This is a genomic window from Prosthecobacter sp. (assembly GCF_044226605.1).
In the GTDB taxonomy this organism is placed as follows: Bacteria; Verrucomicrobiota; Verrucomicrobiia; order Verrucomicrobiales; family Verrucomicrobiaceae; genus Prosthecobacter.
This window is the reverse complement of the sequence record NZ_JBGAGS010000004.1, coordinates 219,404-233,052: the sequence shown is the minus strand read 5'-3', so window position 1 is coordinate 233,052 and position 13,649 is coordinate 219,404. Positions and strand designations below refer to the sequence as shown.

Annotated in this window: 10 protein-coding genes; 4 read left to right on the top strand and 6 right to left on the bottom strand. The window is 59.5% G+C overall.

What is annotated here, in order from left to right; genetic code table 11:
- Positions 1-159 precede the first annotated feature (159 nt).
- A complete protein-coding gene (locus ACILSO_RS06990) occupies positions 160-1,578 on the top strand; it encodes a N,N-dimethylformamidase beta subunit family domain-containing protein (protein WP_395736661.1) in 1,419 nt (472 codons plus the stop codon).
- A 145-nt stretch (positions 1,579-1,723) separates the two neighbouring features.
- On the opposite strand, the gene ACILSO_RS06985 is transcribed toward ACILSO_RS06990, so the two are convergent.
- The 6 genes from ACILSO_RS06985 to ACILSO_RS06960 form a co-directional block, all read right to left on the bottom strand.
- Positions 1,724-3,073 carry a DUF1501 domain-containing protein gene (locus tag ACILSO_RS06985; protein ID WP_395736660.1) on the bottom strand — a complete coding sequence of 450 codons (1,350 nt, stop codon included), beginning with the start codon at positions 3,071-3,073 and terminating at the stop codon, positions 1,724-1,726.
- A gap of 15 nt (positions 3,074-3,088) precedes the next feature.
- A complete protein-coding gene (locus ACILSO_RS06980; RefSeq protein WP_395736659.1) occupies positions 3,089-3,814 on the bottom strand; it encodes a DUF4272 domain-containing protein in 726 nt (241 codons plus the stop codon).
- Between the two features lie 21 nt (positions 3,815-3,835).
- Positions 3,836-5,791 (bottom strand): DUF1549 and DUF1553 domain-containing protein, encoded by a 1,956-nt coding sequence (locus ACILSO_RS06975; protein WP_395736658.1) that lies wholly within the window; start codon positions 5,789-5,791, stop codon positions 3,836-3,838.
- Between the two features lie 48 nt (positions 5,792-5,839).
- Complete coding sequence (locus tag ACILSO_RS06970) at positions 5,840-7,342, bottom strand: polysaccharide lyase (protein ID WP_395736657.1); 1,503 nt, start codon at positions 7,340-7,342, stop codon at positions 5,840-5,842.
- A gap of 183 nt (positions 7,343-7,525) precedes the next feature.
- Positions 7,526-9,361, bottom strand: coding sequence for a M56 family metallopeptidase (locus tag ACILSO_RS06965; protein WP_395736656.1), 1,836 nt, complete (start codon positions 9,359-9,361; stop codon positions 7,526-7,528).
- Between the two features lie 10 nt (positions 9,362-9,371).
- Complete coding sequence (locus ACILSO_RS06960) at positions 9,372-9,776, bottom strand: BlaI/MecI/CopY family transcriptional regulator (protein ID WP_395736655.1); 405 nt, start codon at positions 9,774-9,776, stop codon at positions 9,372-9,374.
- A 139-nt stretch (positions 9,777-9,915) separates the two neighbouring features.
- Here ACILSO_RS06960 and murA point away from each other — a divergent pair, with 139 nt between their 5' ends.
- The 3 genes from murA (at position 9,916) to ACILSO_RS06945 (ending at position 13,612) form a co-directional block, all read left to right on the top strand.
- Positions 9,916-11,181, top strand: a complete 1,266-nt coding sequence (gene murA / locus ACILSO_RS06955; RefSeq protein ID WP_395736654.1) for a UDP-N-acetylglucosamine 1-carboxyvinyltransferase — start codon at positions 9,916-9,918, stop codon at positions 11,179-11,181.
- Between the two features lie 798 nt (positions 11,182-11,979).
- A complete protein-coding gene (locus ACILSO_RS06950; protein WP_395736653.1) occupies positions 11,980-12,870 on the top strand; it encodes a sugar phosphate isomerase/epimerase family protein in 891 nt (296 codons plus the stop codon).
- 166 nt (positions 12,871-13,036) lie between these two features.
- Entirely contained in the window at positions 13,037-13,612 is a 576-nt protein-coding gene (locus tag ACILSO_RS06945) for a DJ-1/PfpI family protein (protein ID WP_395736652.1), read from the top strand.
- Positions 13,613-13,649: the final 37 nt, after the last annotated feature.

The window sequence follows — 13,649 nt, the reverse complement described above, 5'->3', positions numbered from 1 at the left end:
TTATCCAGGTTCATGAGGAGGTGCACGCTCCTTGCCTGAGGCATTGCATTGTCCCGTGGCCGCCGGGTCAGGGATTTCAGCGTCTCTCAACGAAGCCTCACAAGACTTGAATGCGCATCATGCCTGATCGTTTTCGTGGCAACGAAGCGTACTTTGCAAATGTCCCTGATCTCCGCAGAAAACTCCAGGCCCGGATCGCATGACTGGCAGCTCACCCGCATGCGCCTCGACAAGAACGAGGGCTTCCGCACCTCCTTCATCGAAGGCTACTGCTCCCGCCAGTCCGTGAAGGCTGGCGATACCCTGGACATCTTCGTCAGCACCAAACCCACGGCGCGCTTCAAACTCGAAATCTTCCGCACCGGCTACTACGGCGGCTGCGGCGCACGCCTGATGCAGGAATTCGGCCCCTTTGAAGGCAAAGAACAGCCGGTGCCTCCAATCGGTGAAAAACGCCTCCGCGAATGCCGCTGGGAAAAGTCGACCTCCATCACCATTCCGCAGGACTGGCTCAGCGGTGTCTATCTCGGCAGGCTCACCACGCTGCCAGCCTCGAAGAACGAACCTTACTGGCAGAGCTACATTGTCTTCATCATCACCGATGACCGCAAGGCCGACATCCTTTTCCAGTGCAGTGACAACACCTGGCAGGCCTACAACAAGTGGCCGGACAATTACTCGCTCTACACCGATCCCAAGGGCAATCAGGGGCCATGGTCCGATGTCAGCTTTGATCGCCCGTATGCGAAGTATGCGCAGATCTACGAGAATCCTCAGTCCATGGGCAGCGGCGAGTGGCTGTGCTTTGAGTTTCCCGCCGCCTACTGGCTGGAGAAGGAAGGCTACGACGTGACCTACTGCTCGAATGCCGACATGATCACCCCGGATCACGGCTTGAAATGCAAGGCCTTCATCAGCATCGGGCACGACGAGTACTGGGACATCCGCCAGCATGACAGCGTGGCAAAGATGCGCGATGCCGGCGTCAACCTCCTCTTCCTTTCCGGCAATTCCGTCTGCTGGGTCACGCCTTTCTCACACAATGCCGATGGCTTACCCAATCGTCGCATCTTCCGCGGCGGGCCCTACGGGGGTGACTACAAGTATGCCGTGGATCGCGAGAAAGACCACGGCCCCTATCCGCATCGCGGGCCGGATGAGGGCTACCTCATGGGCGTGCGCAACATCGATCCCGTCAACGGCGGTGGCGACTGGATCTGCACCAAGCCCGCGCACTGGGTGTTTGAAGGCACCGGCATGAAACAGGGTGACCCCATTCCTGGCATGATCGGCTGGGAATATCATGGTGATGCCCCCAAGGATCTGCCCGGCCTTGAAATCCTTGCCGCCGGCACCGCGTTCCAGGGCGGCAGCAATCCGCAGCAGTGGCAGGCCGTGATCTTCGACGGCCCCAAAGGCAACTTCATCTTCAATGCCTCCACCATCTGGTGGGCGCAGGGCCTGAGCAAACCTCCCGGCCACATGCCCGTCTGGAGCCACTTCTCCCGCCCCCACGGCACCGATACACGCGTCCAGCGCATCACCGCAAATCTGCTCAAGAAAGCCATCAGAGGATAGTCGTTCCATCGGTCTTCTCGCCGTATGCAGCTTGCTAGCCGCCAATGAGCAAACGACACTAAAGGGTATCGCGTAGCCGTCAGCAAAGTGGTCCTCACAGTGTGCTCTGTGCGGCGCTCCGCAAGCATTTCCAGCCCCGTTCCCCTCACGCTAGGATCGCCTTCGCCACCTCGCCGCTCACATCCGTCAGCCGGAAATTCCTTCCCGCATAGCGATACGTCAGCCGCTCATGGTTGATGCCCAGCAGATGCAGCACCGTCGCATGCAGATCATGCGTGCCGATGATTCCCGTCTCCGCCGTGTTCCCCATCTCATTCGTGCTGCCATACGTAAAGCCGCCCTTCACCCCGCCGCCGGCCATCCACATCGTATAGCCGCCGCCGTTATGACCGCGTCCATTATACGGCTCATTGTCATACCCGCTACCCCGGCCAAACTCCCCACCCCAGATGATGAGCGTATCCTTCAGCATGTCCCGCTGCTTCAGGTCGGCAATCAGCCCCGCAATCGGCTTGTCAATCGACGTGCACTGCCTCGCCAGATTGTCGCGCAACCCATTGTGATGATCCCATCCCGGGGAAGTGAGCTGGATAAACCGCACACCCTTCTCCGCCATCCGCCGCGCCATCAGACACTGCGTCCCAAAGCGCTCCGTATTCCCATCATCCAGACCATAAAGCTCACGAATGTGCTGCGGTTCCTTGTCCAGATCCAGCACCTCCGGCACACTCGTCTGCATCTTGTACGCCAGCTCATAGCTTTGGATGATGCCCTCGATCTCCGGGTTCCCCGGATCACCGCTCAGCATCTTGCGATTCGCCTTCTGAATAAATTCGATCTGCTTCCGTTGCTGCGCATCGCTCAGCCGCCCATTGCTCAGATCCGGCACCCCGCCGCCTCCGCTGCTCAGCCGCGTCCCCTGAAACGTCGCCGGCAGAAACGCCGAGCCATAGTTCATCGCTCCTCCATTGTCCGCCGCCGGATTGATCGTCACAAAACCCGGCAGATCCTCCGCCTCCGTGCCCAGTCCATAGACAATCCACGCTCCCATCGAAGGCCGCACAAACGTCTCGCTTCCGATGTGCAGCGCCACCGTCGCCATCTGGTGCGCATTCGTCCGCGTCTGCATCCCGTTCAGCAGGCACAGATCATCCGCATGCTTTGCCAGCTCCGGAAACGCCTCCGAGATCATGATCCCGCTCTTCCCACGCGGCTTGAACTCAAACACGCTGCCCATGTATTTCTGCACCTTGTTCGCCTCCGCCTTCGCCAGCTCCGGTTTGTAATCAAACGTGTCCAGATGACTCGGCCCGCCCTGCATAAACATAAAGATCACCCGCTTCGCCTTCCCAGGAAAATGCGGCGGCTTCGGTGCCAGCGGATTGATCGTCTTCGGCGGCGCCGCAGCGCCCGCCCACTGCTGATGCAGAGCGTTAAATGCCAGCCAGCCAAAGCCGGTCGATGTGGATTGAAGAATGGAGCGACGAGTGGTCATAAGATAAAGGGAAGATCAAGTGCTGGGGTCCACATCGGAGTAAATTTCGGCATGACCGAGCAACCAGTTGAAGGCTCTGTGACGTTCTCTCGCGATGCTCATGGCCGATGCCAATTGCTCAGCAGATGCCTTGGAGATCGCCATTCCATTGATGGCCAGATCCCCATCCTCAAGGGCAATGCCTTCAATGTTCAGCGGCCCAAACCAAGCTGTCTCTGCAAATTTGGCAAAGTCGAGCCGCCGGCCGTCCATCTGGAACTGCCTGAGGCGCCAGTGAACGGCAAACGCCTTGCTCGCTTCAGCTTCAATTTCTTCCGCGCTCTCGAGTTCAATCTCCTCCAGAATATCCGCCGCATCTGGGTGCAGGAAATCGATCGAATCGGTCACCTCTTTCGGATCAACACACTTGTCATGCGCAGGAAGTTCGTGGAAATCGAGCGCCCATATCAGAACGACAAGACCTTCCGCCAGCCAGGAGGCATTGATGCGAACTTGCGGCTCGAGGCTGCCGGTTGGAGCTTGGATGCAGTCGGCCTCCCAAAGCTCGAGTTCGCCTTCCGCTCCCATGTCATGGAGCCACGCTTTCATGGCCGCTTGAAGATTGGCGCAATGTTCGTTGTCGGGTTCATCGATGAACGAACGGCATATCACGGCCGAAAGGCAGAACGCACGGTGAAGAATCCGCTCCACCGTCGGCGGCACCAGCGGCGGATCCTCATCAAGGTCTTCGTTCGATTCCATGGAGATGATCAAAAGGTTAAATTAAAACACATATCTGAACTCAGCCGTTCCTAGCAGAGCCTGCACCAGTGCAGCAAGCCCCACCTCACGTTTCAGCGCTTCCGCATCACTCAGTTCCTCCCCGCTTGGCTCACGATTCAGCACCAGCCGATACACCGCTTTCACATCTCCCTTGGCTTTCTCCGCCACCTCTCCGGCCCCCCCCTCCACAAACTCATTGTTCATAAAAAACAGGGCCTGTGGTGCCACCGTCGTCACATCCCGCTGCCCCTTGATCTGCGTTGGCCCGGGGAAATCAAACGTGCTGAAAAGCTCCGGCACATTGTCCCGCACCACCGGCAGATAGATCGTGCGATACGGCTCCTCGATGCCGAGCAATCCTCGCGTCAGCCCATGCCGGCCTTTGCCACCCGTGCCCGCCACCTGGATTCCTTCCGGCCGGTCCAGCGTCAGCTTCCCTGAGAGCTGCAGCAGGGTGTCGCGCAGCGGTTCCAGTTCCAGCCGCTTCGCGTTCATCCGCCACCGCAGCTTGTTGCCTGCATCCGCATGCTCCGGGTTCCCCGTGCTCGCCAGGCGGTACGTCCGGCTCAGCATCACCGTGCGGATCATTTTCTTCATCGACCATCCGCCTTCCACAAATCGTATCGCCAGATGGTCCAGCAGTTCAGGATGCGTCGGATCGCTGCCCGTAATGCCAAAATCATCCACCGTCCGCACGATCCCTTCACCCATCAGGTGCTCCCAGATCCGGTTCACCGCCACTCGCGAGGTCAGCGGGTGTGTCGTCTGCGTCATCCACTGCGCCAGCTCCAGACGCCCCGATGATTTCGCCGGAATCTTCGGCAGCGGTGGCAGAGCAGGCATGCCCAGTTTCCCACGATCCGGCGCCGCCTTGCGGTCATGCGGATCTCCTCCCACTGCAAGCTCGCAGTCCTGGATCTCTCCCTCAATCACCCCCATGCAAAAATGCGGATCCACATCGTAGCGGATCGTCGTCTTCGGATTCCCCAGCGCGCGAATGTCATCCATCGAATGAATCCCCTCCGGCAGTTTCTGCGGCGGTCCGATCGCCTCGTCCAGCTTCGTCGGCAGATCCACCAGCATCTCCGGATCCACATACCCTGATCCATTCATGTCGCTGCGGTTCGCCTGACCTGGCAGCGTGCGACTGCTGTAAAAGATGCCCGCCAGCGCATAATAATCCTTCTGGCTCACCGGCTCCGTTTTGTGGTCATGACAGCGCGCGCAGCTCAGCGTCAGTCCCATGAACGCCCGTGAAACCACGTCGATCTGGTCATCCACCTGATCCAGCAAAAACTGCTCATAGTCCCCCTCCTGCAAATTCACGCTCCCCAGCGCCAGCATGCCCGTCCCCACGATCTGATCCCGTTTCTGCAGCACCGTTGTCGCAGGCAGTAGATCCCCCGCAATCTGCTCCGCCACAAACCGGTTGTAAGGCTTGTCCGCATTCAGCGAATCGATCACCCAGTCACGATACTTCCACGCATACGTAAACGGCGCATTCCACACCCGCCCCACGCTGTCCGCATACCGCACCACATCCAGCCAGTGCCTCGCCCAGCGTTCTCCAAACCGTTCGCTTTGGAGAAACGCATCCACCACTTTGGCAAACGCCACATCATCCGGCGCAGAATCCCGCACAAAGCGCTCCACTTCCTCCAGCGTCGGCGGCAGCCCCCGCAGATCAAACGACGCCCGCCGGATCAGCGTCACTCTCGGTGCATCCCCAATCGGATGCAGGTTATCCTTCTCCAGCCGCGCGAGAATAAAACGGTCGATGTCATCCTTCGGCCACGCCGCATCCTTCACCGCCGGCACCGGATGCCGCAAAATCTTTTGATAAGACCACGGCGTGGCGTTCTCATATTTCTCCGCTGCAGTCAGCGGAACGATCAGCGCACAGCTGAAAAGACCGCAGAGACTGACGGCGATACGCCTGCAGGGTTGAGTCTTCATGGTTGGGAAATCAGTGAAAGTCTGTGGTTAAAAAAAGGTGCCCGTGCCTCATCGCTTCTCCTTCAGCCAAGTGCTCAGCGCCTTGACGTTCTGCACAAAGTCCAGGCTGTAGATCACACCGCCCGCAGGAGTTGTTTTCTTTCCGCTCGAATCGCGCATCCAGCCACGCTCCGCATCGGTGGCAGCCCACGAGCCATCCGCGTGTTGTTCCTTTAGAATCATCGCGATATCCGATTCCGTTGGCGGCGATGACCATCGTTCGTGCTCCACTCGTGGAAACACCACCTTCTCTCCACGGCTGATCTTTTGCCGGAAACTCTCCAGCGCATCCAGCTCGCTGTCCCACTTCCATCCATAGTTCGACGAGGCCTTCTTGTCCGAATACGTCAGCACAAACCCCTTGCCACCTTCTCCCCGTTCAAAATACAACGGCTTGTTCGTTTGCAGCTCATAGTAGCGCGCAATCCTCCCGTCCGGCAGCAACGACTTCCGCAGATAAGCAATCGCCCTCGGCAGCGGCTCCAGGTATTTCTTCTCCCCGCTCGCCGCAGCCAGCTTTAGCAGAGCCCACATCGCCGCCTGGCTTTCGCGCCCGCAGATCGCGCTCGGTTCAAAGGCTCGGCTCCAGGAGGGATGCATCTCCGCATCATACTGCTGCGCCCACGCAGGCTGCGGATCAGGCATCTGGGAGGTGATGAGAAAATCGCCTCCCCGCTTCGCCGCATCGAGATACTTCGCATCCCCACGAAGTTGCCACGCCAGCAGCAGCGTGCTCATCAGCGTGGCGTGCGTGTTGTCATTCAGCACATAGCACCCGGTGAAATCCTTCGGCCACTTGCGCGGCCAGTCGGCCGGGTAGCTCCCCGGTTTGATCGGATACATCGCCACGGGCGGTGGATTGCTCGGCCACGTATCCCAATTTGCGCTCCATCCACCCGCCGGATACTGCGTCGCCATGATCGAGCTCAGCGCGAAGTCGGCCGCCTCTCTAATCTCCGCATCCTTCCCACCCAGCGCATGATCCACCCGCACCAGCAACCTCGTGGCCGCCTGCGAGACATCATCATCAAACGTCGAGTAGTTGTTCTTGTTCTGATGACGCTTCCATACATGCCAGCCGCCTTCCCCCTGCGGCACCTTCTTGCGCTCGATCAGCCTGCCTTCCTCATCACGCCGATACAGCTGCATGCCCCGGTTCTTCGCATCAAAATGCCCGGAATAGTCCCACCCGCCTGAGGCGAGTTGCGTCCTCGTCACCGCGTGCGCTGCCTCCACCGCCGCTGCCAGGCACTTCTCATCCTTCGTGGCCTCATACGCATCCAGCATCGCCATACCCACCGCGGGAGTTCCCGGCGGCTGAATCCAGATTGTGTCCGGTGCAGGAATTCCCTCAGCCTCCCGCAGCGTGAAGTCAGCGCTGTAGCGGTAAACATACCCCCCATGCGCCGCCGCCTTGCTGTGGTAAAACGAAACCGCTTTGGTAACTGCTGCGATGACCTCCTGCGGAGTGGCCGCCTGCGCAAGAGGCACCAAGCTCGATGTCGAAATCAAGACGACGGCCGAACAACATAGAGTAAGAGATGGAACCCGCATGTTCATAGGATGGTTGAAATCTGGCTTCGAAATGAGGAGGGTAGGGGCATCTGGAATGAGGCGCTGAACATCAAGCCCGCCGCTGCGTGCGTGCAGCGTGGTTTTCGATCGCCGTTCAAAGCTTGCTGCTCGGGGCCTCGGTTACTCCGTCTGGATCCCCACGTTCTTGTTCCCGTTGTCGCGCACGGCATCCACCGTGTTGTTCATGGCGCTCATCGGCACATCGCCTTCGCCAGTCACAATGATCTTGGCACCAGGGTGCTCGGGAAGAAACGTGCTCAGGTGTCCGCGCAAACGGTTCATGGCCACCTCTTCATCGCCCACCATTACGGCTTCGCCGTTCTTGATCACCCGCAGGGTGATTGCCTTTCCCGATGCCGCCGACCGGTCGCCGTCGCGTGCCCCAGCCCTCTTGGTGCCGCCATCGCCATCACGCGCTCCAGTCTTGCCCGCTCCTTCGCCGTCGCCAGTGCCCGGCTTTCTGGCACCTCCCTCGCCATCGCGCGCTCCAGTCTTGCGCGCTCTTTCGCCGTCACCGGTGCCCGGCTTTCTGGCGCCACCTTCGCCGTCGCGGGCACCCGTCTTGCTCGCGCCTTCGCCGTCACCAGTGCCCGGTTTCCGAGCACCACCTTCGCCGTCGCGCGCTCCCGTCTTGCGCGCTCCTTCACCGTCGCCAGTGCCAGGCTTCTTCACCCCGCCTTCACCGTCCCGTGCACCCGTTTTCTTCGCGCCACCATCGCCGTCACGCATGCCGGTCTTCTTGGAGCCGCCTTCACCATCACGCATCCCTGTTTTCTTTGTTCCGCCATCGCCCTCGCGCATGCCCGGCTTCTTGCTCTCGCCCTCGCTGTCACCCGTGCCGGTCTTGGCGGGTTTTTCAGCCTCGGCAGGCGCACGCGCTCCATCGCGTGTGCGCTCTTTGGCTGGCACCTCTTTTTCCACCGCACGCGCGGTGGTGAAGGAGTAGCAAACAAGCGCGCTGAGGGTGACGGCGAGCATCAGTTGGAGCACAGGCTGGCGGGCGGTTGGGTGGGCGATCATGTGAATGCGTTGGCTCAGGGTAGGGTGGTTGCGCACGCATGGGGCCAACCCTGCCATGGCCGGTGGTGCAAAAAAGGTTTCCTGAATCCGCAGCAGCGTGTGCCCGTAGTCGAGCCGCTCCGTCGGCGAGAGCATCGCCAGAGCGCCCGCATCGCAGCGCAGTTCACGGTCCGCCTGAAAACGCGACACCACAAACCACACCAGCGGATTGAACCAATGCAGCGCCTGCACGGCCGTGGCCACCCAGTTCCAGATCAGATCATGCTGCTTCACATGCAGCAGTTCATGCAGCAGCACATGCCGCAGGCTGCCTTCGTCAAAGCGCGTCTCCCAGTCCTCCGGAAGCAGGATGCTCGGCTGCGCTATGCCCACCACTGCCGGTGTGCTGCCGGCCGGCAGCAGAAGCACTCGCACCGTCTTTTGAATGCCCGCCTTCCGGCAAAGACTCGCCACCAGCGCACGAAGCAGCGGGGCCGTGCCAGTTGGCCGCTGACGCAGAGCCAGACTAAAAAGCCGCTGCCGGTACAGCGCGGCCATGAAGACGCACAAGGCTCCCATCAGCCACACGACCAGCGCCCAAGTGTAAGCAGAAATCTTGCGCTCAGGTTCCGCCACAGCACCGCCCCTATCAGAAATCATCGCCACGCTGTTAACATTCGCAGTGGTGGCAAAGTCCGCTGGCACATCGGTAGCCACAGCCAAAGCAGCAGGCCTTGGCGGAGCTTCCTCACGCTGAAACCAGCCTCCAAGTCCAAAGCCCGCCGGAATGAATGCTGGCAGCATCAGCTTCACTCCCACCAGCATCCACAATCCAATGCGCCATGCCGGGCTCAAGCGCGTGCCGAGCATCAGCCGCAGCCCCAGCACGGCCAGAATCAAAAGGCTCGCCTCAAGAGACGTGCGCAGGAGCCAGTGCAGCAATGAGTCGGCATTCATAGTGGTGGTGCTACTTTTTAAGTTTCTTCTCGGCCTGATTCAGCACTTCACGAAGCGCAGCCAGGTCATCTTGCGAGACTTCTTCACGATCCATCAGCCCGGCCACAAATGGAGCCAGCCGTCCGTTAAACACCCGGTCCAGAAAGCTCCGGCTCTCCTCATGCTGGCACTCGTCCTGTGCCACCGCGGGACTGTAGCGAAACTCCCTCCCCACCGCCTCCACCGCCAGCGCCCCTTTGTCCGCCAGTCGGCGGATCAGGCTCTGCACCGTGCGCGGCTTCCAGTGCAGCCGCCCCTCCAGCTCCTTCACCACCTCTGCCAGCGTGCTGGTACCACGATGCCAGAAGACATTCATGACCGTCCATTCAGCGTCGGAAATCTTCGGGGCAGGAGGTGTGGGAATGCGGCGCGCCATGGCTTGGATTACAAATGTGATCCATGGATTACGCATGTAATCCAAATAGGCAAGCGCTTTTTTTCAAGCAGCCATTTGCAGGCAGGAATTCGAAGATTGTCTTGCCACTGCCGCATTCCGCAGCACAAAGCATCTATACATGGAAAAACTCATTGTTCACGGCGGCGCACCTTTGAAGGGCCGCATCAATATCAGCGGCTCAAAGAACTCTTCGCTGCCCATTCTCGCGGCCACCCTGCTTACCAACGACACCTGCACCATCCGTCGTGTCCCTGATCTCAGCGATACCAATTACATGGTCCGCATCCTCGGCGAACTCGGTGCCGAGGTCGAGCGTGCCAGCGGCGTCGTCGTCGTCAAAGCAGAGAAGATCAAATCCGTCGCGCCTTATGATCTCGTTCGCAAAATGCGCGCTTCTATTTGCGTCCTCGGCCCCCTCACTGGCCGTCTCAAAGAGTGCACCGTCTCCCTCCCCGGCGGCTGCGTCATTGGCGACCGCCCCGTCGATCTCCATCTCAAAGGCCTCGAAGCCCTCGGTGCTCAGATCACCGTCGAAGGCGGCGATATCTACGTGAACGCCAAGAAAGGCTTCAAAGGCGGCCCCATGAATCTCATGGGCAAGCACGGCTCCACCGTTCTCGGCACAGACAATGTCATGATGGCCGCCGTCCTCGCCAAAGGCACCACCGTCATCGAAGGCGCTGCCGCCGAGCCTGAAGTCGAAGACCTCGCCAACTTCCTCATCAAGATGGGCGCGAAGATTGAAGGCGCAGGCACCAACCGCATCACCATCGAAGGCGTGAAGGAACTCCACGGCGCAGAGCACGTCGTCATCCCGGACCGCATCGAAGCCGGCACCTTCCTCGTCGCTGGCGCGATGATGGGAGATGGCGTCACGCTCAAGCGCGTCATGCCCGAGCACATGAAGGCCGTTACCGACGCCATGATAAAGTGCGGCTTCCCGATCGACATCACCAAGGACAGCATCACCGTGAAGCCCAATCCAAACGCCAAGGGTTTCGATCTCACCACCCTTTGCTACCCGGGCTTTCCCACCGACATGCAGGCCCAGATGTGTGCCCTCGCCTGTGTCATCAATGACGTCAGCACCATCACCGAGACCATCTTCCCCCAACGCTTCATGCACTGCGCCGAAATGAAGCGCATGGGTGCCAACATCGATCTCCAGGGCGCCACCGCCCGCATCCGCGGCGGCAATGTTCTCAAAGGCGCCCCCGTCATGGCCTCCGATCTCCGCGCCTCCGCCGCCCTCGTCCTCGCCGGCCTCATCGCCGAAGGCAAAACCGAGATCAACCGCCTCTACCACATCGACCGCGGCTACGAACACCTCGACGACAAACTCGCCGCCCTCGGTGCCAGTGTCGAACGCGTCCCCGACCGCTGATCCCCCAAAATCGCCCTTTTCATCGTATTCAGTAAATGACCAGGACGTTCCGCAAACGCACGATCGTCCTCGTCCTCCTACTCGAACTCGTCCTCGATTAGATCGCTCCGCCGAGCCTTCACCCTCCGCGTCCACCTAGAGCCTCCGAGTCCGACCCTCTTCGCATCGTAGTCCCGGCTTTAGCCGGCTCCGGGCATCGTACCCAAGCCCTGAAAACATCCAGCTTCCCTCCAAAAAAGTGCGATGGACAATCCTGTCCGTCGATCAGCGCTCGCAAAAAGCAGCACAGCGTACCATCTGCCCCTGGCCTCCATTCAAGCAGGTCCGCAGCCACCCAACTCTCCGCGCTCCTCAGTTCCCCCGTTACTCCTCTGGCTTTGCGCGTCGATCACATTCGACGCTCCCCAATCCCGTCTGCTCGGCGCCTGACTAATCCAACGCAGCCAAAGCATCTCCCCCTCTCCCCGCTCTAGGCTGCATAACTCTGAGCATCCTCCTGGAAGAGGACAGGGGTGAGGGGACAACCATCAACCACCGTCAGCATATTTCTACGCTGGTAATTTTTCAGGGCGCTCATGAAAGGCATCGGGAATTTTGACCCTCAGCCTCAGGTATCCGTGTCAATCCGTCAATCCGTGGGCAAACACTCTGGAAAAGCTGGCTTTAGCATCCCGGCCATTGGGACTTACCAAAGTAGAAGTAACTTCGTTACATCGCATCCTTCAACCCGCCGCAAAACCTGAAGAACGCAATTCAAACTCTGAATGACGCTCCTCCTTGCCCGGCGTTTACTCCCACATGACCAGCCGTCGCCGCTTCCTGAAAACCCTCTCCGCGCCCGCCCTCGCGGCAGACCCGCCGCCGTGGAAGCTGAATTACATGCTCGCTTCCTCCATGTATGGAAATCTGCCTCTCGCGGAAATCCTGCCTGAAGTCAAAAAGACCGGCGCCACCAGCATCGAACTCTGGCCCAAAAAACACGCCACCCAGCGCGAGGAAATGGACGTCATCGGCCACGACAAACTCGCCGAAATGCTCAAGTCCCAGAGCCTTACCTTCGGCGGTACCACCCGCTACGATCTTGGCCCCTTCCGCCTCACCGATGAAATCCCTATCGTCAAAAAAATGGGCGGCACCTTCATCGTCACCGGCGGGGCAGGGGACTGGAAGGTCAAGCCCGAACAACTCAAGCTGAACGTCAAAGCCTTCGTCGAAAAGATGAAGCCTCACGCCGCCCTCGCCGCCGAAAACGGCGTCACCATCGGTATCGAAAACCACATCAACAATCTCATCGACACCCCCGACTCCCTTCGCTGGCTCGCCGATGACATCCGCACCATCCCTGGCCTCGGCATCGCCCTCGCACCTTACCATCTGCCACAGGACACCGCCCTCATGGCCGATCTCATCAAGCACATCGACCAAAAGCTCACCCTCTTCTATGCCTGGGAGCACGGCATGGGCTGCTCCAAGCCCATGCCCAAGGACGAAGAAGTCCAGCAGATGCCCGGCCGTGGCAAACTCGACTGGAAGCCCCTCCTCCAAGCCCTCAAGTCCACCAACTTCACTGGCCCCACCGAAATCTTCATGCACCCCACCCCCCGCGGCATCCCCATCATGCCCACCGCCGCAGAGACCACCGCCGAAATCGTCCGTGCAAAAAACCACCTCGACAGCATCATCGTCTGACGCCGCATTTATGATTTATGATTTGGCTTCGCCTCACTCGTAAATCGTGACAGAAATACTCCACAATCCCAGCCCCCCCAATTTCTCCTTTTCTCGCTCACCATCCCCAAAGTCCCCACCGCCGAAATCATAAATCAAAAATCATAAATCATAAATCATAAATAGTATGTCCCAACCCCAAGTTCTCATCATCGTCGGCGACGCCACCGAAACAGTTGACACCCTCTATCCCTTCTACCGTCTTATCGAAGGCGGCTACAAGCCCGTCGTCGCGGCGCCGGAAAAGCGGAAATACCAGATGGTGCTTCATGAAATCAAGCCCGGATGGACCATCACCAAAGAGTGGGAAGGTTACAGCATCGACGCCGACATCGCCTTCAAAGACATCAAGCCCGAGGAATACGTCGGCATCTTCTTCAGCGGTGGCCGCGCCCCCGAGTATATCCGCGAAGACGCCGATCTCCTCCGCATCACCAAGTGGTTCTGGGAAAACAAAAAGCCCTGCGCCAGCGTCTGCCACGGCGTGGAAATCCCAGCCCGTGCCGACATCGTCAAAGGCCTCCGCATGGCCACCGTCGCCAAGTGCAAGTTCGACCTCGAAATCTGCGGCGGCATCTACGTCAATGAACCCTGCGTCATCGACCAGCACATGTACTCCGGCCGCACCTACCACGACTCCGGCCACTTCGTCCTCCCTTGGATCAAAGCCCTCGACGAAGAAAAAAAGCGCATGGGTCTCTAATTCAGAATGTGCATGGCCGCAAAGCGACGCAAAAAAC

Coding starts and splice junctions, on each gene's coding strand:
- ACILSO_RS06980 (WP_395736659.1), bottom strand. CDS start 3,814: ATGGAATCGAACGAAGACCTTGATGAGGATCCGCCGCTGGTGCCGCCG.
- ACILSO_RS06960 (WP_395736655.1), bottom strand. CDS start 9,776: ATGGCGCGCCGCATTCCCACACCTCCTGCCCCGAAGATTTCCGACGCT.
- ACILSO_RS06975 (WP_395736658.1), bottom strand. CDS start 5,791: ATGAAGACTCAACCCTGCAGGCGTATCGCCGTCAGTCTCTGCGGTCTT.
- murA (WP_395736654.1), top strand. CDS start 9,916: ATGGAAAAACTCATTGTTCACGGCGGCGCACCTTTGAAGGGCCGCATC.
- ACILSO_RS06990 (WP_395736661.1), top strand. CDS start 160: ATGTCCCTGATCTCCGCAGAAAACTCCAGGCCCGGATCGCATGACTGG.
- ACILSO_RS06965 (WP_395736656.1), bottom strand. CDS start 9,361: ATGAATGCCGACTCATTGCTGCACTGGCTCCTGCGCACGTCTCTTGAG.
- ACILSO_RS06945 (WP_395736652.1), top strand. CDS start 13,037: ATGTCCCAACCCCAAGTTCTCATCATCGTCGGCGACGCCACCGAAACA.
- ACILSO_RS06950 (WP_395736653.1), top strand. CDS start 11,980: ATGACCAGCCGTCGCCGCTTCCTGAAAACCCTCTCCGCGCCCGCCCTC.
- ACILSO_RS06985 (WP_395736660.1), bottom strand. CDS start 3,073: ATGACCACTCGTCGCTCCATTCTTCAATCCACATCGACCGGCTTTGGC.